The following is a 24,832-nucleotide window of genomic DNA, read 5'->3' as shown; positions in this document are numbered from 1 at the left end:
GGCTGATTAAAATGGCTCGCTACGAGAGCCTGCTCGACGCCTTGGGGGGCACGCCGCTGGTCGGCCTGCCCCGCCTGTCGCCGACGGTGCCCGACGGGGCACCGCCGGTGCGGCTCTGGGCCAAGCTGGAGGATCGCAACCCGACCGGCAGCGTCAAGGACCGCCCGGCCATGTTCATGGTGCGCGAGGCCGAGGAGTCGGGCCACCTCCGACCGGGTGACACCATCCTGGAGCCGACCAGCGGAAACACCGGCATCTCGCTGGCCATGGTGGCGAAGCTGCGAGGCTATCGCCTGGTCTGCGTCATGCCGGAGAACGTTTCGGCCGAGCGGGTCCAGCTCCTTCGGATGTACGGCGCGGAAATCATCTTCTCGCCCGCCGCCGGAGGCTCCAATCAGGCCGTGGCGACGGCGAAGCAGATCGCGGCCGAGCATCCGGACTGGAAGATGTTGTTCCAGTACGGCAACCCGGCCAACGCCCGCGCACACTATGAGACCACCGGTCCCGAGCTGCTGCAGGACCTGCCGACCATCACCCATTTCGTGGCCGGCCTGGGTACCACCGGCACGCTGATGGGCACCGGCCGATACCTGCGGGAGAAGGTCGAGGGCATCCAGATCATCGCCGCCGAGCCGCGGTACGGTGAGCTGGTCTACGGCCTGCGCAACATCGACGAGGGCTACGTCCCGGAGCTGTACGACGCGACCGTGCTCGACCGCCGCTTCTCGGTCGGCACCCGCGACGCCGTGCTGCGCACCCGCCAGCTGGTCGAGGTCGAGGGCATCTTCGCCGGCTTCTCCAGCGGTGCGATTCTGCACGCCGCGCTCGCGGTGGCGCACGAGGCGGTCAAGGCGGGGCGCCGGGCCGATGTCGCGTTCCTGATTGCGGACGGCGGCTGGAAGTATCTGTCGACCGGTGCCTATGGCGGCACCCTCAATGACGCCGAAGAGGCCCTCGAAGGACAACTCTGGGCGTGACGCGCCCTTTTGTTGTGTTCCGTACGCCCGGCCGCAGGAATTAGCGTTCCTTCCGCGGCCGGGCGCAATTCGTTAATAGAGCGTGGCGAGCAACACCGCGCCGGCCATCGGAACGGAAGCGCCGAGGAGCAACATCCACGGTAACGACGGTCGATGGATGGACAGGAACGCGCCGACTGCCGCGGCCACGCTGACCAGGCTGAGCATCGCCAAGGCGGGCATGAACCAGAACGGCGTGCCGCCCAATGCCGTCAGAAGCCCGCGTGCGCCGACGCCGATGCCGGTCAGCCCTAAAGCGGCGGCATAGAGCGACATGCCCAGTAGCCGGGCTGGTGCCGGTGCCGGATCGTCCGCCGCCGGAAAGCGGAAAAGTATCTCGTCGTCACCGAATCCGCCGATGATCGGTGTAGTCTCCCACGCACCGAACGGCATGATCGTCGTCGCTTCGGTGTGCGTGGTGCGGCCCTGCTCGACCGTGGTCACGTTGCCCCCGTCTCCTGTCCACAAGTCCTCACTTTGTGCAACGCAAACGACTCACCGGACGTAACGGGAATTGCGTTAATGGCCGAGGTCACGGGCGGTGTGATGTACGTTGTCGATTTAGCGACAAATCGATCAGACGTTTACGTGGCATGCTGCTTCCGGCGTACGCTTCGCCACGTGAATGACTGGTCTGCCGACTGCACCACGGACCGGTCGGGCGGAGCGTGGTCGACCCAGCGTGAGCCAAAGGGACCCGTATGCGACTGACCGTTCTCGGCTGCGCCGGCAGTTTTCCCGGCCCCGAGGCGGCTTGTTCCGCCTATCTCCTCGAGGCCGAGGGCTTCCGCCTGCTCATCGACTTCGGATCGGGCTCGCTCTCCGCGCTCCAGCGGTATTCGGACGTGAACGGCGTCGACGCGATCCTCCTGACGCATCTGCACTGCGACCACATGTTCGACGCGTGCCTTTACGTGGTGGTTCGGCGCTATGACCCGGCCGGCCCCAAGCCACCGATTCCGGTCTATGCGCCGCTCGGAGCGGCCGAGCGGATCTCCACCGCCTACAGCGGCGACAACGAACCGATCGACGACGTCTACACGTTCTACGGCCTTCAGCCGGGCACGTTTCCGATCGGGCCGTTTTCGGTCACGGTGGATCAGGTCAATCATCCGGTGGAGACCTACGGCGTACGCGTGGAGCAGGGCGGCAAAATCCTCGCCTATTCCGCCGACACCGCGCCGTGCGAGGCGCTTCTGCGCCTCGCCGCCGGAGCCGACATCTTCCTGTGCGAGGCCAGTTACCTGGACGGCGCCGACAACCCGCCCGGACTGCACCTGACCGGCGGCGAAGCGGGCGAGGCGGCGACGAAAGCCGACGTCGGGCGATTGCTGCTCACGCATCTCGTCCCCGCGTGGGTCTCGGAGGCATCTATTGTGGATGCCGCGGCGGCTGCATACGCGGGGCCGGTTGAGGTCGTCCGCCCGGGCGCCCGGTACGATCTCTGAGCCGGGCTGGGGGGCGGAACGGCTTAGAGGACGTTCTGCACGACCGGACTGTGATCTTGGAGTTTGCTGCATGCGCATCGTTCGCCTGGCCAACTTCGTGACGACCCATTCCGGTGGCCTGCGAACGACCCTCCGCAGTCTCGGCGAGGGATATCAGCGCGCCGGGCACGAGGCGGTGCTGATCGTTCCCGGTCGGCAGCGTTCCGACGACATGACCTCCCAGGGCCGCGTCATCACGCTGCCCAGCGCACCTCTGCCGCGCACCGGTGGTTACCGCGTGATGGCCGGCCGGCGCGAGCTGACCCGGCTCCTCGACGAGCTCGAACCCGACCGCATCGAGGTCTCCGACCGGGCCACCCTGCGCTGGACCGGCGGCTGGGCCCGGCAGCGCGGCGTCGGGTCGATGATGGTCTCGCACGAGAGCCTGGCCGGGCTGCTCGGCGTCTGGGGCATGCCGATGCGCGACTCGGTCGCCGACCGGCTCAACCTGCGTACGGCCGAGGCGTTCGACCAGATCGTCTGCACGACCGCGTTCGCCGCGACCGAGTTCCGCCGCCTCGGCGTGCCCAACCTGGTCGAGATCCCGCTCGGCGTCGACCTCGACATGTTCCATCCGAGCCGGGCCGACGAGACCGTCCGCTCCCGCTACGCGCGCCCCGGCGAGCTGCTCCTGGTGTTCTGCAGTCGGCTCTCCGCGGCCAAGCGGCCCGAGCTGGCGGTCGACGCGCTCGCCGCGCTGCGCAACGCCAAGGTGCCGGCCGTGCTCGTGGTGGCCGGCGACGGCACCCGGCGGGCGGCGCTCGCCTACCGCTCGGCCCGGCTGCCGGTGCGCTTCGCCGGGCACATCGCCGAGCGGGCCGACGTGGCGGCGCTGCTGGCCAGCGCCGACGTGGTGGTGGCGCCGGGACCGGTGGAGACGTTCGGGCTGGCCGCGCTCGAGGCGCTGGCCTGCGGCACGCCGGTGGTGGTCAACGACGCGAGCGCGCTTCCCGAGGTGATCGGCGACGCGGGGGTCGCGGTGGCCGGGACGGCGGAGGCGTTTGCCGACGGCGTACGCGCCCTGATGGCACGCCCGGAGCGGGAGCGACGGGCGGTGGCCCGGGACCGGGCCGAGAATTTCGGATGGCCGCAGGCCGTCGAGGGGTTCCTCCAGGCGCACGGCGCGATGCCCGCGCCGGCCGCCGGTCCGGTGACGATCAGCCGGCAGCGTCCCGGCGCGGTGCTGCGGCCGGCCGTTCCCGGGCCGGGGGCTCCCGCGACCTGACGCGGGTTATCCACAGGGGTGGCCCGGGCGAAGCGGTCCGGTGACGCAGAGCATAGGGTTGAGACATGGCACGACCCGACGGCCGAGCGGCCGATCAGCTGCGTCCCGTGACCCTCACCCGGAGCTGGAGCATCCATCCTGAAGGCTCGGTTCTCGTCGAGTTCGGCAACACCCGGGTGCTCTGCACGGCCAGCGTGACCGAGGGGGTTCCGCGCTGGCGCAAGGGCTCCGGCCTCGGCTGGGTCACCGCCGAATACGCGATGTTGCCCCGCGCGACCAACACCCGGGGCGACCGCGAGAGCATCAAGGGCAAGGTCGGCGGGCGCACCCACGAGATCTCCCGGCTGATCGGGCGCAGCCTGCGCGCCTGCCTCGACCTCAAGGCGCTGGGCGAAAACTCGGTCGTTCTCGACTGTGACGTGCTGCAGGCCGACGGCGGCACCCGCACCGCCGCGATCACCGGGGCCTACGTCGCTCTGCACGACGCGGTGAGCTGGCTGGCCGACCGCAAGTCGCTGGCCGGCAAGGTCGAAAAGGTCATGCACCGCTCGATCCAGGCGGTCAGCGTCGGCATCATCGACGGCGAGCCGCGGCTCGACCTGATGTATCTGGAGGATGTGTCGGCCGAGGTCGACATGAACGTGGTGTGCACCGGCGACGGCGATTTCGTCGAGGTGCAGGGCACCGGAGAGAACGGCGTGTTCCGCCGCGACCAGATGGATGCGCTGCTCGACCTGGGTGTCCTCGGCTGCGCGGAGCTGGCAGCCGCCCAGCAGAAGGCACTGGCCCAATGAGCGCCAAGCTGCTGCTCGCCACCGCCAACAAGAAAAAGCTGGTCGAGCTGCAGCGCATCCTCGACTCGGCGCTCGGCAACAACCGGGTCAGCCTGGTCGGGCTGGCCGAGTTCGACGACTATCCGGACGTTCCCGAGACCGGTCTGACCTTCGGCGAAAACGCGCTGATCAAGGCGCGGGCCGGGGTGTCCCGCACCGGGCTGCCCACGGTGGCCGACGACTCCGGGCTCGCGGTCGACGCTCTCAACGGGATGCCCGGGGTGCTCAGCGCCCGCTGGGCCGGCCGGCACGGCGACGACCAGGCCAACCTCGACCTGGTGCTCGGCCAGATCAGCGACGTGCCCGACCAGCATCGGGGCGGGGCGTTCGTGTGCGCGGCGGCCCTGGTGCTGCCCAACGGACGCGAGCACCTGGTCGAGGGCCGGCAGGCCGGCAAGATCCTGCGGTCCCGGCGGGGCGAGGGCGGCTTCGGCTACGACCCGATCTTCGTGGGCGACGGGCAGAACCGCACCAACGCGGAGCTCAACCCGGCCGAGAAGGACGCGATCAGCCACCGGGGCAAGGCGTTCCGGGAGCTGGCCAAGGTGATCGCCAAGGAACTGCCGAGCTGAGTCCGGCCCGGCTTCACGGGGCCGGGATGACCAGGTTGACCAGCTTCGGTGGGCGGACGATCGTGCGCGTGATGCGCCGGCCGGCTACTGCGGCGATCACGCTCGGAGAGTCCAGGGCGCGAACCGTCAGGGCCTCCTCGCTGATGTCGGGCGCCACCTCCAGGCGGTCGCGGACCTTGCCGTTGATCTGGACGGCGCAGACGACGGTCTCCTCCGCCGCCAGCGCGGGGTCGATGGCCGGCCAGCCGGCGCGGGCGATGCCGGGTCGGTGGCCCAGGCGCGACCACATCTCCTCGGCTGTGTATGGCGCGAACAGCGACAAAACCACAGCTATGGCCTCGACCGCCTCGCGTGCCGCGCCGCCCTCGTCGATCGCCCTGCGCGCCGCGTTGGCCAGTTGCATCGTGCGGGCGACGGCCACGTTGAAGCGGTGCGCCTCGACCAGGCCGGTGATCTCCTGCAGCAGGCGGTGGGTCGTGCGGCGCAGCGCCGGATCAGCCGGCCCGGCCGGCGCCTCCACATCATCGGCCAGGCGCAGGGGCGCCTCCACATCATCGGCCAGGCGCAGGACGCGGGACAGAAAGCGGACGGCACCGGCCGGGGAGACGTCCGCCCAGTCGATCTCGTCTTCCGGCGGGCCGGCGAAGACCATGGTCAGGCGCACGGCGTCCACGCCGTACGTGGCCAGCTGCTCGCTCAGATCGACCAGGTTGCCCTTCGACTTGCTCATAGCCGCGCCGTTCAAGATCACCTGCCCCTGGTTGAGCAGGGCACGGAACGGCTCGACGAAATCGACCAGGCCCATGTCGTGCAGGACCTTGGTGAAGAAGCGGGCGTACAGCAGGTGCAGAATCGCGTGCTCGACGCCGCCGACGTACTGATCGACCGGCAGCCAGCGCCTCGTGGCCTCGGGATCGAACGGGCCGTCCTGGTAATCGATCGAGGGGTAGCGCAGGAAGTACCACGACGAGTCGACGAACGTGTCCATCGTGTCGGTGTCGCGGGTGCCGGGGCGGCCGCAGCGGGGACACGGCACCGACGTCCACTCCCGGTTGGCGGCCAGCGGCGACTCGCCGCGCGGGGTCAGCGCGGCGCCCCGCATGTCGGGCAGCGTGACCGGCAGCTGATCGTCGGGCACCGGCACCTCGCCGCAGGCCGGGCAATGCACGATCGGAATCGGACAACCCCAGAACCGCTGCCGGGACACCAGCCAGTCGTGCAGGCGAAAGCTGGTGCCGGCCCGGCCGACCCGGCCGGCCTCGGCCGGCTCCAGCAGCGGGGCGTCGACCACGGGCAGGCCGAAGGCCTCGGCGAAGACACGGTCGCGATCGTCGTGGGCCGGGACACCCATGATCGCCCCGGTGCCGTGATCCGGCCGGACGTAGCCGGCGACGTAGATCGGGATCGATGCACCGGTCAACGGATGCCGGGCCGAACGGCCCAGCGGGACACCGACCCCGACGGCCGTTCTGCCGTACGCGTCGAGCGCCGCCCGTTGCGTCGGCGCGCACAGCTCGGACGCCAGAGGGGAATCGGGGGCTACGGCCAGGAAGGTCACGCCCCGGACGGTGTCGGGGCGAGTGGTGAAGACGGTGACCGTCCGGTCGTCGTCTTCCAAGGCGAACTCCAGATAGGTGCCCCGGGAACGGCCGATCCAGTTGCGCTGCATGGTCAGGACCGGCTCGGGCCAGTGGCCGGTCAGGGCGTCCAGGTCGTCCACCAGGCGGTCGGCATAGGACGTGATGCGGAAGAACCACTGCGTCAGATCCCGGCGGACGATCTCGGTGCCGCAGCGCTCGCAGCGGCCGGCAATGACCTGCTCGTTGGCCAGCACGGTCTGGTCGGCGGGGCACCAGTTGACCGCCGCGCGGACGCGATAGGCCAGGCCGCGTTCGAAGAACCGCAGGAACAACCACTGGGTCCAGCGATAGTAGGAGGGGTCGGAGGTGTGCAGGCGGGTGCGCCAGTCGACGCTCAGCGCGTACCGGCGGAACGACTCCGCCTGGGTCTCGATGTTGGCGTACGTCCAGGTGGCCGGGTGCTGGTCGCGTTTGATCGCCGCGTTCTCGGCCGGCAGCCCGAACGAGTCCCAGCCGATCGGGTGCAGCACGTCGTAGCCGCGCTGGATCCAGTAGCGGGCGATGGCGTCGCCGAACGCGTAGGCCTCGGCGTGACCCATGTGCAGATCGCCGGACGGGTAGGCGAACATGTCGACGACATAGCGCCGCCCGCGGGACGCCGCGCCGGGATCGCGGGGCGTGAAGAGATCGAGCGATTGCCAGACCGGTTGCCACCGCCGCTGCATCGCCTCGAAGTCGTACCCCTCGATCGCCATGCCGGGACCTTAACGACCCCTCAGTGGCCGCGCAGTCGATTTCCCACGCCCGGCGAGCACGACACGCCGGCCGGTCAGGGGTCAGGAGCGGTCGGCGGCGGTGAGGGGCGGTGCCTCCGAGCGGAGCCGGCGTCGGGCCTGCCTCAGCACCCGCAGCACGAACCGTGGCTTGAACAGGACGTCCGGCGGGACCAGCAGCTGCTGCACCCCGACGAAGGCGCGGTTGACCTCGGAGTCGACCTGGGAAGCGTACGCAATGCGCCGCGAGAACCAGTTGCGGAGTGCGATGCCCCGCGGCCGCGGGCCGGTGGTCTCCGGATAGCCGAAGTCGCTGCCGACCGCGAAACTCCACGGGATCGCCACCAGCGCGGCCACCGCCGCGTAGTAGTGCCGGGCGAACGACTCCGGGGAATGCGCGTCGAGCGCCGCCCCGAGAGCGGTTGCCTCGCGGGCGGCGCAGGTCATCCCCTGCCCGTAGATCGGGTTGAAGCTGCACACCGAGTCGCCCAGCGCCACATAGCCGACCGGCAGCCGGTCGAGCTTCTCGAACAACCGTCGCCGACTGGACGGGAACCGGAACATCACCACGTCGCTGAGCGGCTCGGCCCGGGTCAGCAGGTCGGCGATGATCGGGTCGGGCAGGCTGCGGGCGGCCGCCTCGAAAGCCGCCGGGTCGGTGGGCGGGTCGGCCAGGTGCCAGCCGCCCATGCCGATCAGCCAGCGGTCTCCCTCGATCGGGACGGCGAGCCCGGTCGCCTTCTCGGCCGGTGCCGTGGGCAGCGTGAAGGCGGCCTGCCAGCCGGGCAGATCGCCGGGCCGGCGCCGATAGACGCGGGTGGAATAGGAGACGCCGACCTTGATCTCGACCTGCTCGGGCGCGGGCAGACCGAGCGCGGCCAGCCAGCGGTCGGAGCGCGCACCGCGGCCGCTGCAGTCGACGACCAGGTCGGCCGCGAGGGTCTCGCCGGAGTCGAGCACCACGCCGGTGACCCTTCCGTCGGCACCGGCCAGGCCGGACACCGCGGTCTCGTCCCGGATCTCCACGCCGGGCAGCACCACGACCCGGGCCCGCACCAGCGCTTCCAGGTGCGGGCGGCTCACCGAGATCAGCTCGTAGCCGACCGGTTCCTGCGGCCAGCGCCGGTCGTACCGGTAGGTGCACAGGCCGGATCCGGTGTCGAGGCGGGTGCCGCCGGACGCGACCAGCTCGTCGTCGAAGCCCGGAAACAGCCCGGTCAGCTCCTGCAGGCCGGAGACGAGCAGGATGTGCGGCTGAGTGCCCTGGGGGACGCCCCGCCGCGGGTCGGGCCCGGTCGGCAGGGCGTCACGGTCGAGCACGACGACGGTCGTGAAACGATCGCTGAGCACGCGGGCGGCCACCAGCCCCGCCATTCCGGCGCCGATGACTACGGCCGTGTTTTCCACAGTGGCAGATTAGCTACAAAAGCTCGCCGAGGGACTCCCGCAGCTCGCGGCCCCCGACGACCGCCCTGGCCTGCTCCAGCACCGGCGCGAGGAAAATGTCGGGCCCGGGCCGGCCGGCGAACGGCTCGACCGCCGCTATCGCGGCCCGCCCGGCCGCCGACGGCGTCAGCGGCGCCCGCAGCTGCAGGCCGCGTACGGCCGCCAGCAGCTCGACCGCGAGCAGGCTGGTCAGGTTGTCGAGGACCGTACGCAGCTTCTTCGTCGCGGCCCAGCCCATCGAGACGTGGTCCTCCTGCATGCCGCTGGTCGGCAGCGAGTCGACCGAGGCCGGTGCGGCGAGTCGCCGGTTCTCGGCCACGATCCCGGCCGCCGTGTACTGCGCGATCATCAGGCCCGAGTTGACCCCGGCGTCCGGGGAGAGGAACGGCGGCAGCTCACGCGATCGGGTCACGTCGAGGAGCCGGTCGACCCGCCGCTCGGAGATGGCACCCACCTCGGCCGCCGCGATGGCCAGGAAGTCGGCCGCGAAGCCGAGCGGCGCCCCGTGGAAGTTGCCGGTCGACTCGACCCGGCCGTCCGGCAGCACGACCGGGTTGTCGACCACCGACACCAGTTCACGGCCGCACACCGAGACCACGAAGTCGAGCGTGTCGCGAGCCGCCCCGGCCACCTGCGGCGCACAGCGCATCGAATAGGCGTCCTGCACCGCGTGATCGAGGTTGTCGCGGTGCGAGTCCATGATGCGCGAGTTCTGCAGCAGCGAACGGATGTTGGCCGCCGACGCCGCCTGCCCCGGATGCGGCCGGATCTCGTGCAGCTCGGGCAGGAACGGCCGCTCCGAGCCGAGCATCGCCTCGATCGCCAGCGCCGCGGTCACGTCGGCCATCGTGAACAGGTGCCGGGCGTCGTCGATCGCCAGCAGCAGCATGCCGAGCATGCCGTCGGTGCCGTTGATCAGCGCGAGGCCTTCCTTGGCCGCGAGCGTGAGCGGCTCGATCCCGGCCGCGTGCAGGGCCTCGGCCGCGCTCTGCCGGGCGCCGTCCTTGGCCATCACCCAGCCCTCGCCGAGCAGCACGAGCGCGCAGTGAGCCAGCGGTGCGAGGTCGCCGGACGCGCCGAGCGAGCCGTGCTCCGGCACCCACGGCGTGACGTCGTGGTTGAGCAGGTCGGCCAGGCCCTGGGCGAGCACCGGGCGGACACCGGAACGGCCCAGCGCGAGCGAGCGCAGCCGCAGCAGCATCATCGCCCGCACCACCTCGCGCGGCATCGGCTCGCCGATCCCCGCCGCATGCGAACGGATCAGCGCGTGCTGCAGCTCGGCGCGGCGTTCGGGCGCGATCGACGTGCTGGCGAGCGCGCCGAAGCCGGTCGACACGCCGTAGACCGGGCGGCCCGAGGCCTCGATGTTGTCGACGATGGCGCGGCTGGTCGCCATCGCCTCGACGGTCGCCGGGTCGATTTCGACCCGGGCGTCGCCGCGGGCCACGAGCAGGACGTCGGCGGGCGTGACGCCCGTGGTTTTCACTGTGACGATCATTGGAGCACCCCGTCGTGCAGAACGGTCCGGATCAGATGGACGCCCGGCCGGTAGGCCAGGTGCAGGTGGGACGGCGCGTCGAGCACCGTCAGGTCGGCCTTGGCGCCGACCACGAGGCGCCCGATGTCGTGGCGGCGCAACGCGTCCGCGCCGCCCGCGGTCGCCGCCCGGACCGCCTCGGCCGGGGTCATCCCCATGTCGCGGACGGCGAGAGCGATGCAGAACGGCATCGAGCTGGTGTAGGAGGAGCCGGGATTGCAGTCGGTCGCCAGCGCCACGCGCACGCCGGCGTCGATCAACCGGCGGGCGTCGGGATAGGTCGAGCGGGTGGAGAACTCGGCCCCCGGCAGCAGCGTCGCCACGGTCGTCGAGCCGGCCAGCGCGTCGACGTCGGCGTCGGTCAGGTGGGTGCAGTGGTCGGCGCTCGCCGCGCCCAGTTCGACCGCGAGCCGCACGCCCGGACCTGCCTCCAGCTGGTTGGCGTGCACCCGAAGGCCGAGGCCGCGCTTCGCGCCGGCCGTCAGCACGGTGCGGGCCTGCTCTTCGTCGAACGCGCCGCGGTCGCAGAAGACGTCAACCCACTTCGCGTACGGCGCGCAGCCGTCCAGCATCGACCCGGCGACGAGCGCGACGTAGTCGTCGGCGCGCCCCGCATATTCGGCCGGGACCACGTGCGCGCCGAGGAAAGTCGTCTCGCCGGTCAGCTCGCCGGCGATCCGCAACGACCGGGCCTCGTCGTCGACGTTGAGCCCGTACCCGCTCTTGATCTCGATCGTGGTCGTGCCCTGCCGCCGGGCCTCGCCGACCAGCCGACCGGCCCCGCGGCGCAGCACCTCGTCGCTCGCCTCACGAGTGGCCGCGACCGTGGTGCGGATGCCGCCTCCGGTGTAGGGCTCGCCGGCCATCCGGGCCGCGAACTCGGGCGCCCGGTCACCGGCGAAGACCAGATGGGAGTGGCTGTCGACGAACCCGGGCAGCACCGTCGCCCCCCGGGCGTCGATCCGCGCGTCGGCGGCCGGCGCCGCGCTGCGCGCCCCGACCCAGGCGACGCGGTCACCGTCGATCACGATCGCCGCGTCGCGCCGCAGGCCCAGCGGGCCCTCGCCTTCGCCATTGGTGACGAGCTCACCGATGTCATCGACAAGAACGCTCATGCCCCGACCACCGCCCGGCTCGCCGTTTGCAGTTCGCGGCCTGCATCGATAAGGGCGCTCATGCCGTGACCACCGCCCGGCTCGCCGTTTGCAGTTCGCGGCCTGCATTGATAAGGGCGCTCATGCCGTGATCACCGCCCGGATCGTCGTGTCGAGTTCGCGGGGTGCGTCGATGCTGACGTGCCGGCCGTCGACGACGATCGGGCGGCCGTCGGCGATCACGTGGCTGACGTCGGCCGCGGTCGCCGCGTAGATCGCACCGCCCGGGCCGGCCCCGGCCGTCCGCACGCTGTCGAGCCGCACCACCACCAGGTCGGCTCGCATGCCGGGCGCGATGGCTCCGGCGTCGTCCCAGCCGAGCGCGTCGTGGCGGGTCGCCGCGCCGGTCAACTCGGCGGTCGTGAAACGGCCCCGCTGCTCGCTGGCCAGCCGGTCGTTCATCTCGAGGCCGCGCATCTCCTCGAACATGTCGAGTACGGCCTGGCTGTCGCTGCCCAGGCTGAGCCTGACACCCGCGTCGGCGAGGGCCCGCGCCGGTCCGATGCCGTCGGCGAGGTCGCGTTCGGTCGTCGGGCAGAAGCAGACACCGGTGCCGGTGCGGGCCAGCGTCTCGATGTCGTCGTCGCTGAGATGGGTGCCGTGGACCGCGGTCGTGCCGGCCCGCAGCAGCCCGTGGCGGTCGAGCAGTTCGGTCGGCGTGCAGCCGTGGACCGCGCGTGTCTGCTCATTTTCGGCCCGCTGCTCGGAGACGTGGACGTGCAGCGGGCCGCGCACGATCAGACCCGTGAGATGTCGCGCGGGCACCGCGCGTACGGAATGGATGGCCGACCCGATCGTGGCGTGCGGGGCATCGGAAAGCTTGGCCACCCGTTCGGCCCAGGCCTCGGCATCGGCGTCGCCGAAGCGACTCTGAGGGTCGGTCAACGGCTTTCCGTCCACACTGGACGAGAGATAGAGCGTATCGAGCAGGGTGATTCGGATGCCGGCGTCGGCGGCCGCCGCGATCAGAGCCTCGCCCATCGCGTTGGGATCGGCATAGGGCGTGCCGCCCGGCGTGTGGTGCAGGTAGTGGAATTCGCCGACCGCAGTGATGCCCGACAATGCCATCTCGGCGTAGACGGCCCGGGCGAGCGCGAAGTAGCTGTCGGGATCGAGGTTTCCGGCGACCTGGTACATCAGGTCGCGCCAGGTCCAGAAGCTGCCGCGCTGATCGTGCGTGCGCCCGCGCAGCGCCCGATGGAAAGCGTGCGAATGCGCGTTGGCCAGGCCGGGCAGCACGAGACCGGGCAGTTGCTCGCCTTCGGCCGGCTGATCGGGGGCCACCGCGGTGATCCGGCCGCCGGCCGTCTCGATGCGCACGTTCCGGGCGATGCGATCACCCACCCAGGCGTACGCGGCGTGGAAGACCGTCATGACAGTTCTTTCAGGACGGCCGCGAGTGCCTCGACACCGGCCGCGCAGTCGGCGTCCTCGGCGTGCTCGGCCGGCGAATGCGAGACGCCGGTCGGATTGCGCACGAAGAGCATTGCCGCCGGCAGCAGCGCGGAGAGCACGCCCGCGTCGTGGCCGGCGCCGGTCGGCAGAATCGGTGCGCCGCCGAGCCATTTCGCGATCCCCTGCGCGAACGAGGTGTCGAAAGCGACCTCGGCGCTGACCGATTCCGGCGTCACGCTCACCCCGGTGCCATCCCGCCCGGCGCGATCTTCCGCCCGCTTGATGACCGCCTCGACCAGTGTCTCGAGCGTCGGCGTGTCCGCAGCCCGGGCGTCCAGCCACGCGCGGACCAGCGACGGGATGGCGTTGGTGGCGTTCGGCGTGATCTCGGCCCGCGCCACGGTGGCGTGCGCGCCGGCCAGCCGGGCCTCCTTGTTGGCCGCCAGCACCGTGTAGGCGAAGGTCAGCATCGGGTCGTTGCGGTCGCTCATCCGGGTCGTGCCGGCATGGTCGCCCCGGCCGGTGAAGTCGAATCTCCAGCGGCCGTGCGGCCAGATCGCGCTGGCCACGCCGACCGGGACGTCGAGCGCCCGGCCCTGCTCGATGTGCAGCTCGACCAGGCCTCCGATGCGGCTCTGCAACTCGGGGAGCCGGCCCGCCGGTTCGGTGCCGAGCGCCTCGGCGAAGGTGACGCCGTCGCGGTCGGTCAGCCGGGCCGCCGCGGCCGGTTCGATCGCGCCCGTCATCAACCGGGAACCGAGGCAGGGCACGCCGAACCGGCCGCCCTCCTCCTCGACGAAGGCGACGATCGCGATCGGGCGGCCCGGTCGGTGGCCCGCGGCGCGCAACTGGTCGACGGCCAGGAAGGCGCTGACGATGCCGAGCGGGCCGTCGTAGCCGCCGCCGTGCGGGACCGAGTCGAAGTGTGAGCCGGTGAGCACCGCGTTGCGCCCCCACGGATCGCCCCACCAGGCGAACAGGTTGCCGTTGCCGTCCTCGGTCACCGGCATGTCACGCCGGTCGGCCTGGTTGCGGAACCAGTCGCGGAGCACCAGTTCGGGCTCGGTCAGCGCGTAGCGCAGGTAGCCGCCGCCGTCGGCGCGGCCGATGCTCTCGATCTCGGCCCACAGGGCCGTGAAGGCTTCGGCGCTCATCGCTTCATCGGGATGTGGACGCCGGCCGCCGCGGCCGACTCGTAGCCCGCGTCGACATGGCGGATGACGCCCATGCCCGGGTCGTTGGTCAGCACCCGCTCGATCTTCTGACCGGCCAGCTCGGTGCCGTCGGCCACGCAGACCTGACCGGCGTGGATCGACCGGCCGATGCCGACGCCGCCACCGTGGTGGATCGAGACCCAGCTGGCGCCGCTCGCGGTATTGATCATCGCGTTGAGCAGCGGCCAGTCGGCGATCGCGTCGGAGCCGTCCATCATCGACTCGGTCTCGCGGTAGGGCGAGGCGACCGATCCCGAGTCGAGATGGTCGCGGCCGATCACGATCGGCGCGCTGATCTCGCCCCCGGCGACCATGTCGTTGAAGCGGACGCCGGCCTTGTCGCGTTCGCCGTAGCCGAGCCAGCAGATGCGGGCCGGGAGGCCCTGGAAGGCGACCCGTTCGCCGGCCATCTTGATCCAGCGCGCGAGCTGCTCGTTGTCGGGGAAGAGTTCGAGGATCGCGCGGTCGGTCGCGGCGATGTCCTTGGGGTCACCCGAGAGGGCGGCCCAGCGGAACGGGCCTTTGCCTTCGGCGAAGAGCGGCCGGATGTACGCCGGGACGAAGCCCGGGAAGTCGAACGCGCGCTCGAACCCGCCCGCCTTGGCCTCGCTGCGGATCGAGTTGCCGTAGTCGAAGACCTCGGCGCCGGCGTCGAGGAAGCCGACCATGGCCGCGACGTGGCGGGCCATGCTCGCCCGCGCGCGGTCGGTGAACTCCTCCGGCTTGTCGCGGGCGAGATCTCGGGCGTCGTCGAGCTCGACCCCGACCGGGATGTAGCTCAGCGGGTCGTGGGCGCTGGTCTGGTCGGTGACGATGTCGATGCCGACGCCCTTGACGAGCAGCTCGGGGAAGACGACCGCGGCGTTGCCGACGACACCGATGGAGACGGCCGAGCGGTCGGCCTTGGCCTGCTCGGCCCGCCGCACCGCGTCGTCGAGATCATCGGCGATGACGTCGAGGTAGCGGTTGTGAAGGCGGCGCTCGAGCCGCGAGCGGTCGATGTCAACGATCAGGCACACGCCGCCGTTCATGGTGACCGCGAGGGGCTGGGCGCCGCCCATGCCGCCGCAGCCCGCGGTCAGCGTGAGGGTGCCGGCCAGGCTGCCGTTGAAGCGCTTGGCGGCGACCGCGGCGAACGTCTCGTACGTTCCCTGGAGGATGCCCTGGGTGCCGATGTAGATCCACGAGCCGGCGGTCATCTGGCCGTACATGGTGAGGCCGAGCTTTTCCAGCCGGCGGAACTCGGGCCAGGTCGCCCAGTCGCCGACGAGGTTGGAGTTGGCGATCAGCACCCGCGGCGCCCACTCGTGGGTGCGGAACACGCCGACCGGCCGCCCGGACTGCACCAGCAGCGTCTCGTCGCCCTTGAGCTCGTCGAGCTCGCGCACGATCGCGTGGAAGGACGGCCAGTCGCGGGCCGCCCGCCCGGTGCCGCCGTAGACGACCAGATCTTCGGGCCGCTCGGCGACCTCGGGATCGAGGTTGTTCATCAACATGCGCTTGGCGGCCTCCTGAGGCCAGCCCTGCGCCGTGTACGTGCTGCCGCGCGGTGCCCGGATCTCCACTGCTCGCCTCCTAGGCTTCGAAAATGTGACGTCGGGTGGCGGCCGCCTCGAACTCTTCCAGGCGGCGCTGCGCCGGCTCCGGATCGGCGTCGCACATCGCCTGCAGCAGCACCATCGCCATCGCCATCGGCCCGGTGTGCAGGTCGAACACGAGCTGGGTGCCGACCGCGGCGGGCAGCGCCACGTCGGCGGCCTGCGCGGCCGGGCTGACCGCCGAGTCGGTGATCACCACGACGGCGAGGCCGGCCTCCTTCGCCTCGCGGATCGCGTCGAGGGACTCCTTCGGGTAGCGGGGGAGCACCACCGCCAGCACCGCCGACGCGCCGGCATGCCGGGCCTGGTCGAGCCGGTCGAGCAGGTTGGTGCCGCCGGTGTCGAGTATTCGCACGTCGGGCCGCACCTTGGCGGCAAAATATCCGAAATAGCCGACCAGGGGGGCGGCGGCGCGGAGCCCGATCACCGCGAGGACCGGCGTCTCGACCAGGAGCCGGGCCGCCCGCTCGACGTCGTCGAGCCGCCCGAGCTGATCGCGGAGCCGCACCAGATGGTCGGCCTCGGCCTGCACGGCGAGCTGCATCGGGTTGTGCTCGGACTCCTGCTGCGGAGCCTCGTCGACGGCGAGCCAGCGCAGCTCCTTGCGGAGTGCAGGATAGCCCTCGTAGCCCAGCGCCATCGCGAAGCGGGTCACCGAGGGCTGGCTGACTCCGGCCAGGTCGGCCACCTCGGATGCCGACAGGTAGGCCACCCGCTGCGCGTGCTCCATCAGGCAGTGCGCGATGCGCCGCTGGGTGGGCGTCAGCCGCGCACCATGAAAGAGGTCGAGCACCCGCTCGGCCGTCCTGACCGGTCCGTCATTCACGGTACCAATCTATGCATAGAAACTTTCAACACGCCAGGCTTCCGGTCGGCCGTGTGCTTGATCCGTCGAAGAAACTGCTACCGTCCCGGAAGCCGTGCGAGAGAGACCGAGGAGGTGGTACCCGTGAACCTAGCGACATGGGTGCTCCCCTCAGGGGTCACGGTCGGACGATAGGTCGTCCGGGAGCGCCGCTCACCAGCACTCCCGAAAGGCACGACCATGGACTTCACTTCCGAACAGCGCTTCGACGACAGCGTCCTCGAACGCGAATTCACCCTCGGCGAGATCCCCGGCATCCTGTGGACACCCGCGTCCGCGTCCGCATCCGCACCGGCGCCGCTGATCCTGCTCGGCCACCCCGGCGGACTGCCCAAGATGTACCCCCGGCTGGTGGCCCGGGCCCGGCACTCCGCGGCCGAGGGCTACGCCGCCGCCACCATCGAGCTCCCCGGAAGCGGTGACCGGCCCCGTCTGGCCGCCGTCGATGAGGCCCGCGCGGACCTGCGCCGGGCGCTGGCGGCCGGCGAGCCGGTCGACGACGAGATCGTCGACCGGCTCATCCTCCCGCTGGTCGACAAGGCGGTCCCGGAATGGCGGGCCACCCTGGACGCCGTCGGATCGTTGCCCGAGATCGGCGGCCCGGTCGGGTTCGCGGGAGGGGTGATCGCCATCGGCATCCGGCTGGCGCTGGTCGAGCCGCGCATCGCGGCCGCGGTTCTGTTCGCCGGGAGTTTCGTGCCCCGCACCATGGTCGAGGAGGCCCGGAAGGTCACCATTCCGCTGCTTGTCCTGCTGCAGTGGGACGACGAAGGAAACGACCGGCAGCTGGCCCTCGACCTGTTCGACGCCTTCGGTTCCAAGGAGAAGACGCTGCACGCCAACATGGGCGGGCACACCGGCGTTCCGCAGTTCGAGGGAGACGCCGGCAACCGGTTCTTCGCCCGGCACTTGAAGTGAGACCGGTGTCCGGGCGGTGCACCTGGCTACGATCATGATCGATGAAGAACATGCGCGACTTCGTTCTCGGTTTCTTCATGCTCGCCGGATTATGTTGCGTACTGGCGCTCCCGCGGGTGGTGATGATCGCGCTGCCCCGGTCCTTTCAGATGGGGGCCTACCTCGGCGTCTTCGTCCTCCTGCTCGGGCTCGTCGCCCGGGACCAGAGGCGCGACCGCCAGGCACTCGACCGGATCGGGGCGTGGGTCTCGGCCGGCGGCTGGATCTCCGTCCCGGCCGGCCGGTCCTGGCCCTGGGAGTCGCTGCTGCGAACCCGGGGCACGGTCACCGTGAAGTGGGCCTGGCAGTCCCTGGTCGACGGCCTCTTGATCACGGTCGGCGAGGCCAAGTGGGACGACAACGCGCTCGACGGCGCGGTGGTCGGCTGGGCGGGCAAGGGCGTCTTCGTCGAGGTCCAGCTTCCGGTGGCCACCGAGCCGATGGGGATCCGGCGCCCGCACCGCACGATCGGTACCTCGCACCGGCTCGACCTGCCGGCACTGCACGACGCGTTCGAGAACGGCGAGATTCCGCCGTTCACCACCCGCGATCGGTCGCTGTTCACGTTCGAGGCCTTCGAGGGGCGCCTGAGCCCCGCCTCCTTCGACCGCCTCATCGAGCGCACGCTGCGCATCGTCCGCCTGCTCGACCTCGGCCCCGACACCGTCCGCGACCACTGACCCGGATCAGCCCACGGTCAGCCGGCGAAACGCACGGTCAGCGGCAGTTCGCGACCACTGAACCGGGTCAGCGCACGGTAAGTCGGTGAAACACACGGTCAGCGGCAGCGTGAGGCAGCGGCCGCCCCGGCCAGGTCGAGGGACGTGTCGGCCGGTGCCGTCGTGCCGGCAGCCGACAGCGGCGCGGCCGGTGCCGATGACGATGAAGCTGCGACCGACGGGACGGCCGACGAGACCGACGGCTTCGGCGACTTCTTCTTGGCCGGTGTCGGAGGGGACGAGCGCGGGGCCTGCACGCCGCCTCCACCCGACAGACGGACGGATGTCGTCTGCGTCTTCTCGGGCGAGAGTGAAATGCCGGTGAGCGTCGCGCTCCGCCCGTACACGTCCGAGACCTTGATCTTGAAAGGGCCGGAGCCGGCGCCGCCGTCGATTATCCAGTTGTTGTAGTCGGCGCGCTTTGCGGTGTGGAAGGTGCCGCCCGGGCCCGCGACCTTGACCGACGCCAGCTGGTTGCCGTGGTTGTCGATCAGCGCCGCCCAGTAGTACCGCGACGTGCCGTCCTGCATGCGGACGCTGAGCGGGCCCGGCGTGGCCGGATTGACCACGGTCTTGTAAGTGATCGGGATGACCCCGGCCGACTCGGCGCCGATCTTCTTGAACGCGGTGCGGCTCAGGTCGAGGTGGCCCGGGTCGCACTCCGGGCACTTGTCGATGACCTTGACGCGGACCTTGCCCGTGGGGCCGCTGACGTCGAGGTAGGTGCCGCAGGCGGCCGCACCCGAATACTCGGCCGGGCCGAGCGCCACGAACAGGTCGTCGTCCGGCGCGGACGGGTAGGAGCAGTTGGGCACGCCGCCGTCGAGGTCGTAGAACGTGGCCTTGCCGGAATGGGCCGACGTGGCCGGTGGGGAGGCGCAGGCCGAGCCGCCGTTCTGCAGGATCAGGGCGACACCGACGATGGCGGCGAGCACGACCGCCCCGCCTGCGGCGAGCCACCGGGGGTTGGGTCCGATCCGGCGGTGCGATCGCGGGCGCGTTTCGGTCACGCTGACGCATCCTTCGGCGCCGCATCGACCGGCGCAACAAATCTAAGAGAGGCCTAAGACAACGGGGTCACCCACTCGGACGACGCCGTACGGCGCATCCGGGATCAAATTGATCGCGAACAGCAGGCCCTCGGCGTAGCGGCGGTGCCGGCCGAGGATCTTCAGCGGCTGGCTCGCGCGCTCGCCGGTCTCCTGATCGATCGTGGTGACCAGGCAGCGGGTGCACGCGGTGGCGGCCCGGAAGGAAACCTCGCCGACCTGCAGCCGGCGACCCAGCCAGCCGTCCTCGGCCCAGGCCGGGGCGCCGCCGACGACCAGGTTGGGCCGGAACCGGGTCATCGGGACCGGTTCCTCACCCGCCTCGGCCAGCCAGTCGTTGACCGCATCCAGCGAGCCGGTGCTGGCCAGCAACACCGGGTAGCCGTCGGCCAGGTTTGTCACATCGCCGGGCCGGGACGGCCCCTGCACCTCACGCCCGGTCGGGTCGGCCTGCCAGGCGAGCCTGGCCGGCCTCCCGAGGTACGCGGTGACCCAGCTCGACTCGGCGATGCGCGCCGGCGCCTGGTCCTGGCTGCTGAAGACCCGTACGTACTCTTCCGGTGCGTCGACCGGCTCGGGCACATCAAGATCAGGGAGATCGGGCGCGCTGAGCGTCAGGCCGCCGGGCCTTTGCCGTACGCGCAGAAGAGTCAGCCGCGGATCGTCGCGCTGGGTGATGCCGACCCCGTCGTCGTCGACCAGCATCCAGCGGCGGTCGCCGGCCAGCCCCCACGGATCGACCGCCACACTGTCGTGTTGCAGCCGGTGGGCGCCCTTGACCGGGTGCGTGTAGACCGCCGTGATCCGCATCGGTCCAGCTTTACACGGCGGCCAGGGCCGGCAGCACCTCGGCCGCCGGGCCGTGCAGATTTACCCGGGCGACGGCGTCGAGCGGCGTCGGCTCCGGATTGACCTGGATCATCGCACCGCCCATCCGGGCCGTCACCTGCGGGATCTCGGCGGCCGGGAACACCACGGCCGAGGTGCCGACGGTGATCAGCAGGTCACAGTTGGCGGCCGCGGCCACCGCCGCCTCGAACGCGTCGGCCGGCAGCGCCTCGCCGAACCACACCACGCCGGGTCGGATCGGCGCGCCGCAGTGATCGCACGGCGGCGGGGGCACGCGGCCCTCGACCGCCGGCGCACCGTTCGCAACGGTCGCCGGTCGCCCGCACGCCGAGCACCGCGGCGCGAACAGGCTGCCGTGCAGGTGGATCGGCTCCTTCGAACCGGCCCGCTCGTGCAGGTCGTCGACGTTCTGCGTGACGACCACGCACTCCGGCGCCCGCTGCTCGATCACGGCCAGCGCCCGGTGCCCAGCGTTGGGCTCGACCTGCTGGACGGCCGCGCGGCGCCACTCGTACCAGCCCCAGACCAGGGCCGGATCGTCGCCGAACGCTTCCGGCGTGGCCAGCCGCCGCGGATCGAACTGCTCCCAGAGCCCGCTCAGCGCGTCCCGGAAGGTCGGGATGCCGCTCTCGGCCGACACGCCTGCCCCGGTGAAGATCACGATCCGCCCGGCCCGGTCGATCAGGTCGGCGGCTTCTCGCAGGTCGGTGTCGCGCATGGCGAAGAGTCTGGCAAACCGTCAGCGAAGCGGCATCCACATAAAAATCTCGTCCCGCTCGTCGTCCGGCCCGATCCGCAGCGCACCCGGCAGCCGGCCCACCTCGGTGTAGCCGAGCCGCTCGTAGAACTTCTCGGTGTTCGTGCCGGCCCGGACCGTGACGTGCAGCGCGGCCAGGCCCATCGCTCGCCCGATCCGCTCGGCCTCGCGCATCAGCGCCGTGCCGAGCCCGCGCCCCTGCTCCCGCGGCGTCACCATGACCCGCTTGAGCACCCGCCAGTGATCCTTGAACGCGAACCGGTTGTCCACCATGAACAACAGACCGGTCAGTTCACCGTCGTCGGTCTGAATCAGCAGGCGGTCGGGCCCGTTCTCCACCGCGGCCAGTGACGCCTCGGCCAGCGGCCGCACATCGTCGGCGGCGACCGGCGCCACGAACCCGACCGCCCCACCGGCATTGGTCACCTCGACCCACAGTGCGACGATCCGCTCCCGCAGGTCGTCGGTGAGCGGCGGATCGAGTTCGAACGCAACGGCCATGCGCCCATCCTCGCGGACGGTGAAGTGCCCTGCGGCGGGAGCATCGGCCTGCGTACGGGCGAGGCCGCCGGCGCAGATGCTGCCAGAATGCGACGCATGAAATACATGCTGCTGATCTGCGACGACGAGTCGGTCTCGCCGAGTCCGCAGGAACTGGCGTCCGATCCCGTCATGCGGGAGTGGGAGCAGAACCTGCGCGAGCGGGACGCGCTCAAGGCCGGGGCGCGGCTGCGGCCGATCGCCGACGCCACTTCGGTACGGGTCCGCCGGGGCGAGACGCTCGTGTCGGACGGCCCGTTCGCCGAGACCAAGGATTTCGTCGGCGGCTTCGCGGTCGTCGAGTGCGCCGATCTCGACGAGGCGATCGCCGTGGCCGCCGGGCATCCCTGGGCGCACCGGGGGGTCGTCGAGATCCGTCCGGTCTGGGAATGACCGATCCGGTCGCGGCGGCGGTCGACGCGGCCTACCGCACGGAGTGGGGCCAGGTCGTCGCCACCCTGATCGGCCTGACCGGCAACTGGGATCTGGCCGAGGACTGCGCGCAGGAGGCCTTCGCGAGCGCGCTGGCGACGTGGCCTCGCGACGGCATCCCGAGGCGGCCCGGCGCGTGGCTGACCACGGCCGGTCGCAACCGCGCGAACGACTGGCTGCGCCGGGACGCGACCGGGCGCGCCAAGCTGCGCGAGATCGCGGTGCTGGCCCCGGCCGAGCCCGACGACTCCTCGGGGGAGGAGATCCCCGACGACCGGCTGCGGCTCATCTTCACGTGCTGTCACCCGGCTCTGCCGTTCGACGCCCGGGTTGCGCTCACCCTGCGTACGCTCTGCGGGTTGACCACGGCCGAGATCGCCCGAGCGTTCCTTTCCGCCGAGCCCGCGATGGCGCAGCGCCTGGTCCGCGCGAAGCGCAAGATCGCAGAGGCCGGCATCCCCTACCGCGTGCCGCCCGCCGAACTGCTGCCCTCGCGGCTCGCCGCGGTCCTGGCGGTGCTCTACCTGATCTTCAACGAGGGGTACGACGAGCAGGACGGTCGCCGGGCGCTCACCGCCGAGGCCATCCACCTCGCGCGGGCGCTCGCCGGCCTTCTGCCGGGAGAACCCGAGCCGCGCGGCCTGCTGGCCCTGATGCTGCTCACCGAGGCTCGACGCCGGTCACGCGTCGAGGACGGCGTGCTGGTCACCCTGGAGCACCAGAACCGCTCCCGATGGGACCGTGACCTCATCGCCGAGGGTGTCGCCGTGCTCGATGACGCGCTGGCCGTGAAGCGCCCCGGGTCCTACCAGGTGCAGGCCGCGATCGCCGCCTGCCATGCGACCGCGCCGGACGCCCAGAGCACCGACTGGCCCCGGATCGCGGCCCTCTACGCGCAGCTTTCGGAGCTGGTGCCGTCCCCGGTCGTACAGCTGAACCGGGCCGTCGCGGTAGCGATGGCCGACGGTGTGGCGGCCGGTCTCGCGCTCGTCGACGAACTCGCCGATTCGGGCCGGCTGGCCGGATATCACCTGCTGAGCGCCACCCGGGCCGACCTGTTGCGGCGCGGTGGGCGCCTGGGCGAGGCGCGAGCGGCCTATGCGGAGGCGCTGCGGCTGGCGCCGACCGAGGCCGAGCGGCGCTATCTGAGCGGCCGCCTGAAATTACTTTCGTAGCGATGTCGATCCACCGCCGGCCCGTCCGTCGGTGGGGCATGACGGAACCTGACACCAACTCCCGGACCCGGCAGCATCTCGTTCTGACCCTGGCCTGCGCCGCCATGGCGATGGTCGGCCTGGACACCGCGATCGCGAACGTGGCCCTGCCGTCGATCCAGCGCGACCTCGGCATGAGCCGCGGCGCGCTGCAATGGGTCGTCGTCGCCTACGGCCTGCTCCTCGGCGGCTTCCTGCTGGTCGGCGGCCGCATGGTCGACAACTTCGGTCGCCGGCGCATGTTCGTCGCCGGTCTGGCCGCCTTCACCCTGGCCTCCCTGCTGGCCGGCACCGCGCACCACGCCGGGCTGCTGGTCGCGGCGCGGGCCGCGCAGGGCTTCGGCGCGGCGCTGATCGTGCCGTCCGCCCTGTCGCTGCTGGCCGTCACCTTCGCGGAGGGGCCGGAGCGCGACCGCGCGCTCGGGCTGTTCGGTGCCGCCGGTGGAGCGGCCGGCTCGGTGGGGGTCGTGGCCGGCGGTCTGCTCGCCGCCGGGCCGGGCTGGCGCTGGGCGTACTTCATCAACGTGCCGGCCGGGATCGGCTTCATCGTGCTCGCCGCCGGTTTTCTCGCCCCGGACCGGTCCGGGGCCCGCGCCCCGCGGCTCAACATCGGCGGGGCGGTCACGGTGACTGCCGGGTTACTGATCTTCGTGTACGCCGTGCACCACCCGATGTGGTTCCCGGCCGCCGCGCTGCTGCTGGCCTTGTTCGCCCGCATCGAGGCGCGGGCCGCCAACCCGCTGGTGCCGGCCGCCCTGCTGCGCAACCGCTCGCTCGTCGCCTCGAACGTGACCGCCTTCCTCGCCAGCTGCGCCCTGCTCTCGTTCATCTTCATCGGCTCGCTGTTCATGCAGCAGGCGCTCGGATATTCGCCCGCGATCACCGGCCTGGCCTGGCTGGCCACCACGGTCACCGTTTTCCCGGCGTCGATGGCCGGCGCGCGGCTGGTCAGCGTGGCCGGGGTGCGGCGGGTGCTGTTCACCGGCCTGTCGGTCCTGGCAGCCGGCGCGCTGTGGCTCGCACTGGGCCACGACCGGTACGTCACCGGCCTGCTGCCCGCCTTCCTGCTCACCGGGCTCGGGTTCGGCCTCTGCGGGCCGGCGCTGCAGATCGGCGCGCTGACCGGCGTCCGCCGTTCGTCCGCCGGACTGGCCTCCGGCCTGGTCGAGACCATGCGCGAGGTCGGCGGGGCGGCCGGCGTAGCGGCGGTGTCGGCCGTCCTCGTCGCCGGCACCGGCGGGTTCCGCGCGGCCTTCGCCGGTGTGAGCGTTCTCGCCGTTCTGGGCGTGGTCTCGGCCTACTTCATCCCGGCCCGCGCGATCCCGTCCCGCCCAGTTCCGTCCCGCTCGATCCCGGCCCAGTGAGCAGACCGGCCCAGTCCTGAGCAGACCGGCCCAGTCCTGAGCAGACCGGCGCGGGCCGACACCGGGTGTGATGGAGCCTGGTGCGGAAGAAGGGACTTGAACCCTCACGCCCTCTCGGGCACGGGAACCTAAATCCCGCGCGTCTGCCTGTTTCGCCACTCCCGCAAGCGAACGCGACCGCCGGTCGCGGGTCTCTGACCGGCGGAGCGTTGCAAGGAGTGTAAACGCTGGCTACCGGCAGCGTCTGTCCCCGGTC

General features: G+C 71.4%; 23 protein-coding genes and 1 tRNA gene. 10 read left to right on the top strand and 14 right to left on the bottom strand.

Going from position 1 to position 24,832, the window contains the following annotated elements; genetic code table 11:
- The first annotated feature begins 11 nt into the window (after positions 1–11).
- Entirely contained in the window at positions 12–977 is a 966-nt protein-coding gene (locus ACIA5C_RS18725) for a PLP-dependent cysteine synthase family protein (protein ID WP_396056137.1), read from the top strand.
- Between the two features lie 72 nt (positions 978–1,049).
- On the opposite strand, the gene ACIA5C_RS18720 is transcribed toward ACIA5C_RS18725, so the two are convergent.
- Positions 1,050–1,460, bottom strand: a complete 411-nt coding sequence (locus ACIA5C_RS18720) for a hypothetical protein (protein WP_396056135.1) — start codon at positions 1,458–1,460, stop codon at positions 1,050–1,052.
- Between the two features lie 257 nt (positions 1,461–1,717).
- On the opposite strand from ACIA5C_RS18720, the gene ACIA5C_RS18715 reads away from it, so the two are divergent.
- The 4 genes from ACIA5C_RS18715 to rdgB all read left to right on the top strand — a co-directional run bounded on the left by ACIA5C_RS18715 (position 1,718) and on the right by rdgB (position 5,133).
- Positions 1,718–2,464, top strand: coding sequence for an MBL fold metallo-hydrolase (locus ACIA5C_RS18715; RefSeq protein ID WP_396056132.1), 747 nt, complete (start codon positions 1,718–1,720; stop codon positions 2,462–2,464).
- A 70-nt stretch (positions 2,465–2,534) separates the two neighbouring features.
- Positions 2,535–3,728: a glycosyltransferase gene (locus ACIA5C_RS18710; protein WP_396056130.1), complete on the top strand. Its 1,194-nt coding sequence runs from the start codon at positions 2,535–2,537 to the stop codon at positions 3,726–3,728.
- Between the two features lie 65 nt (positions 3,729–3,793).
- The gene (gene rph, locus ACIA5C_RS18705) at positions 3,794–4,522 is read left to right on the top strand and encodes a ribonuclease PH (protein ID WP_396056128.1); all 729 of its coding nucleotides are present in this window, start codon (positions 3,794–3,796) and stop codon (positions 4,520–4,522) included.
- Complete coding sequence (gene rdgB, locus ACIA5C_RS18700) at positions 4,519–5,133, top strand: RdgB/HAM1 family non-canonical purine NTP pyrophosphatase (protein WP_396056126.1); 615 nt, start codon at positions 4,519–4,521, stop codon at positions 5,131–5,133. Before rph ends, rdgB begins: the two co-directional genes overlap by 4 nt.
- Positions 5,134–5,146: 13 nt before the next feature.
- Here the strand turns inward: rdgB and ACIA5C_RS18695 are convergent, their stop codons facing one another.
- The 8 genes from ACIA5C_RS18695 to ACIA5C_RS18660 all read right to left on the bottom strand — a co-directional run bounded on the left by ACIA5C_RS18695 (position 5,147) and on the right by ACIA5C_RS18660 (position 16,656).
- Positions 5,147–7,468 (bottom strand): leucine--tRNA ligase, encoded by a 2,322-nt coding sequence (locus ACIA5C_RS18695; protein WP_396056124.1) that lies wholly within the window; start codon positions 7,466–7,468, stop codon positions 5,147–5,149.
- Positions 7,469–7,549: 81 nt separating this feature from the next.
- Complete coding sequence (locus tag ACIA5C_RS18690) at positions 7,550–8,893, bottom strand: FAD-dependent oxidoreductase (protein WP_396056122.1); 1,344 nt, start codon at positions 8,891–8,893, stop codon at positions 7,550–7,552.
- A gap of 13 nt (positions 8,894–8,906) precedes the next feature.
- Positions 8,907–10,430 (bottom strand): histidine ammonia-lyase, encoded by a 1,524-nt coding sequence (gene hutH, locus ACIA5C_RS18685; protein ID WP_396056120.1) that lies wholly within the window; start codon positions 10,428–10,430, stop codon positions 8,907–8,909.
- Positions 10,427–11,584: an imidazolonepropionase gene (gene hutI, locus ACIA5C_RS18680; protein ID WP_396056118.1), complete on the bottom strand. Its 1,158-nt coding sequence runs from the start codon at positions 11,582–11,584 to the stop codon at positions 10,427–10,429. The genes hutH and hutI overlap by 4 nt, the downstream gene beginning before the upstream one ends.
- Positions 11,585–11,704: 120 nt before the next feature.
- A complete protein-coding gene (locus ACIA5C_RS18675; RefSeq protein WP_396056116.1) occupies positions 11,705–12,997 on the bottom strand; it encodes a formimidoylglutamate deiminase in 1,293 nt (430 codons plus the stop codon).
- Positions 12,994–14,172: an allantoate amidohydrolase gene (locus ACIA5C_RS18670; RefSeq protein WP_396056113.1), complete on the bottom strand. Its 1,179-nt coding sequence runs from the start codon at positions 14,170–14,172 to the stop codon at positions 12,994–12,996. Before ACIA5C_RS18670 ends, ACIA5C_RS18675 begins: the two co-directional genes overlap by 4 nt.
- Entirely contained in the window at positions 14,169–15,797 is a 1,629-nt protein-coding gene (gene hutU / locus ACIA5C_RS18665) for a urocanate hydratase (RefSeq protein ID WP_396056111.1), read from the bottom strand. The genes ACIA5C_RS18670 and hutU overlap by 4 nt, the downstream gene beginning before the upstream one ends.
- Before the next feature lie 10 nt (positions 15,798–15,807).
- Positions 15,808–16,656 (bottom strand): MurR/RpiR family transcriptional regulator, encoded by an 849-nt coding sequence (locus tag ACIA5C_RS18660; protein WP_396056109.1) that lies wholly within the window; start codon positions 16,654–16,656, stop codon positions 15,808–15,810.
- A 219-nt stretch (positions 16,657–16,875) separates the two neighbouring features.
- Between ACIA5C_RS18660 and ACIA5C_RS18655 the strand changes: the two genes are divergently transcribed.
- Together ACIA5C_RS18655 and ACIA5C_RS18650 are read left to right on the top strand one after the other, a co-directional pair.
- Positions 16,876–17,613: an alpha/beta hydrolase gene (locus ACIA5C_RS18655; protein WP_396056107.1), complete on the top strand. Its 738-nt coding sequence runs from the start codon at positions 16,876–16,878 to the stop codon at positions 17,611–17,613.
- Between the two features lie 41 nt (positions 17,614–17,654).
- Positions 17,655–18,332: a hypothetical protein gene (locus tag ACIA5C_RS18650; protein WP_396056105.1), complete on the top strand. Its 678-nt coding sequence runs from the start codon at positions 17,655–17,657 to the stop codon at positions 18,330–18,332.
- 98 nt (positions 18,333–18,430) lie between these two features.
- Here ACIA5C_RS18650 and ACIA5C_RS18645 read toward each other — a convergent pair whose 3' ends face one another.
- From ACIA5C_RS18645 to ACIA5C_RS18630, 4 genes are read right to left on the bottom strand one after another with little or no spacing between them, the layout of a single operon-like run.
- On the bottom strand, positions 18,431–19,381 hold the full coding sequence (locus tag ACIA5C_RS18645) for an expansin EXLX1 family cellulose-binding protein (RefSeq protein WP_396056103.1): 951 nt from the start codon (positions 19,379–19,381) through the stop codon (positions 18,431–18,433).
- A 42-nt stretch (positions 19,382–19,423) separates the two neighbouring features.
- On the bottom strand, positions 19,424–20,230 hold the full coding sequence (locus tag ACIA5C_RS18640; RefSeq protein WP_396056101.1) for an MOSC domain-containing protein: 807 nt from the start codon (positions 20,228–20,230) through the stop codon (positions 19,424–19,426).
- Between the two features lie 10 nt (positions 20,231–20,240).
- Positions 20,241–20,987: an SIR2 family NAD-dependent protein deacylase gene (locus tag ACIA5C_RS18635; RefSeq protein WP_396056099.1), complete on the bottom strand. Its 747-nt coding sequence runs from the start codon at positions 20,985–20,987 to the stop codon at positions 20,241–20,243.
- Between the two features lie 21 nt (positions 20,988–21,008).
- On the bottom strand, positions 21,009–21,527 hold the full coding sequence (locus ACIA5C_RS18630; protein WP_396056097.1) for a GNAT family N-acetyltransferase: 519 nt from the start codon (positions 21,525–21,527) through the stop codon (positions 21,009–21,011).
- A 96-nt stretch (positions 21,528–21,623) separates the two neighbouring features.
- On the opposite strand from ACIA5C_RS18630, the gene ACIA5C_RS18625 reads away from it, so the two are divergent.
- From ACIA5C_RS18625 to ACIA5C_RS18615, 3 genes are read left to right on the top strand one after another with little or no spacing between them, the layout of a single operon-like run.
- The gene (locus ACIA5C_RS18625; RefSeq protein WP_396056095.1) at positions 21,624–21,959 is read left to right on the top strand and encodes a YciI family protein; all 336 of its coding nucleotides are present in this window, start codon (positions 21,624–21,626) and stop codon (positions 21,957–21,959) included.
- On the top strand, positions 21,956–23,173 hold the full coding sequence (locus ACIA5C_RS18620; RefSeq protein WP_396056093.1) for an RNA polymerase sigma factor: 1,218 nt from the start codon (positions 21,956–21,958) through the stop codon (positions 23,171–23,173). Before ACIA5C_RS18625 ends, ACIA5C_RS18620 begins: the two co-directional genes overlap by 4 nt.
- Before the next feature lie 38 nt (positions 23,174–23,211).
- Positions 23,212–24,576, top strand: a complete 1,365-nt coding sequence (locus ACIA5C_RS18615) for an MFS transporter (RefSeq protein ID WP_396056091.1) — start codon at positions 23,212–23,214, stop codon at positions 24,574–24,576.
- A gap of 78 nt (positions 24,577–24,654) precedes the next feature.
- Here ACIA5C_RS18615 and ACIA5C_RS18610 read toward each other — a convergent pair.
- Positions 24,655–24,741: transfer RNA gene (locus ACIA5C_RS18610), tRNA-Leu, on the bottom strand.
- Between the last annotated feature and the right edge of the window lie 91 nt (positions 24,742–24,832).

Origin of the sequence: Actinoplanes sp. NPDC051343, from assembly GCF_044455125.1 — a bacterium.
In the GTDB taxonomy this organism is placed as follows: domain Bacteria; phylum Actinomycetota; class Actinomycetes; order Mycobacteriales; family Micromonosporaceae; genus Actinoplanes.
Note: the sequence above shows the minus strand (reverse complement) of the source record. Positions and strands in the feature narration are given on the sequence as shown.

What these genes read in the sequence shown, in the direction of transcription:
- ACIA5C_RS18635 (WP_396056099.1), bottom strand. Translation starts at nt 20,987, where the DNA reads ATGCGCGACACCGACCTGCGAGAAGCCGCCGACCTGATCGACCGGGCC.
- hutH (WP_396056120.1), bottom strand. Translation starts at nt 10,430, where the DNA reads ATGATCGTCACAGTGAAAACCACGGGCGTCACGCCCGCCGACGTCCTG.
- ACIA5C_RS18640 (WP_396056101.1), bottom strand. Translation starts at nt 20,230, where the DNA reads ATGCGGATCACGGCGGTCTACACGCACCCGGTCAAGGGCGCCCACCGG.
- ACIA5C_RS18725 (WP_396056137.1), top strand. Translation starts at nt 12, where the DNA reads ATGGCTCGCTACGAGAGCCTGCTCGACGCCTTGGGGGGCACGCCGCTG.
- ACIA5C_RS18620 (WP_396056093.1), top strand. Translation starts at nt 21,956, where the DNA reads ATGACCGATCCGGTCGCGGCGGCGGTCGACGCGGCCTACCGCACGGAG.
- rph (WP_396056128.1), top strand. Translation starts at nt 3,794, where the DNA reads ATGGCACGACCCGACGGCCGAGCGGCCGATCAGCTGCGTCCCGTGACC.
- rdgB (WP_396056126.1), top strand. Translation starts at nt 4,519, where the DNA reads ATGAGCGCCAAGCTGCTGCTCGCCACCGCCAACAAGAAAAAGCTGGTC.
- ACIA5C_RS18715 (WP_396056132.1), top strand. Translation starts at nt 1,718, where the DNA reads ATGCGACTGACCGTTCTCGGCTGCGCCGGCAGTTTTCCCGGCCCCGAG.
- ACIA5C_RS18675 (WP_396056116.1), bottom strand. Translation starts at nt 12,997, where the DNA reads ATGACGGTCTTCCACGCCGCGTACGCCTGGGTGGGTGATCGCATCGCC.
- ACIA5C_RS18670 (WP_396056113.1), bottom strand. Translation starts at nt 14,172, where the DNA reads ATGAGCGCCGAAGCCTTCACGGCCCTGTGGGCCGAGATCGAGAGCATC.
- ACIA5C_RS18625 (WP_396056095.1), top strand. Translation starts at nt 21,624, where the DNA reads ATGAAATACATGCTGCTGATCTGCGACGACGAGTCGGTCTCGCCGAGT.
- ACIA5C_RS18650 (WP_396056105.1), top strand. Translation starts at nt 17,655, where the DNA reads ATGAAGAACATGCGCGACTTCGTTCTCGGTTTCTTCATGCTCGCCGGA.
- ACIA5C_RS18615 (WP_396056091.1), top strand. Translation starts at nt 23,212, where the DNA reads ATGACGGAACCTGACACCAACTCCCGGACCCGGCAGCATCTCGTTCTG.
- ACIA5C_RS18655 (WP_396056107.1), top strand. Translation starts at nt 16,876, where the DNA reads ATGGACTTCACTTCCGAACAGCGCTTCGACGACAGCGTCCTCGAACGC.
- ACIA5C_RS18695 (WP_396056124.1), bottom strand. Translation starts at nt 7,468, where the DNA reads ATGGCGATCGAGGGGTACGACTTCGAGGCGATGCAGCGGCGGTGGCAA.
- ACIA5C_RS18710 (WP_396056130.1), top strand. Translation starts at nt 2,535, where the DNA reads ATGCGCATCGTTCGCCTGGCCAACTTCGTGACGACCCATTCCGGTGGC.
- ACIA5C_RS18630 (WP_396056097.1), bottom strand. Translation starts at nt 21,527, where the DNA reads ATGGCCGTTGCGTTCGAACTCGATCCGCCGCTCACCGACGACCTGCGG.
- hutI (WP_396056118.1), bottom strand. Translation starts at nt 11,584, where the DNA reads ATGAGCGTTCTTGTCGATGACATCGGTGAGCTCGTCACCAATGGCGAA.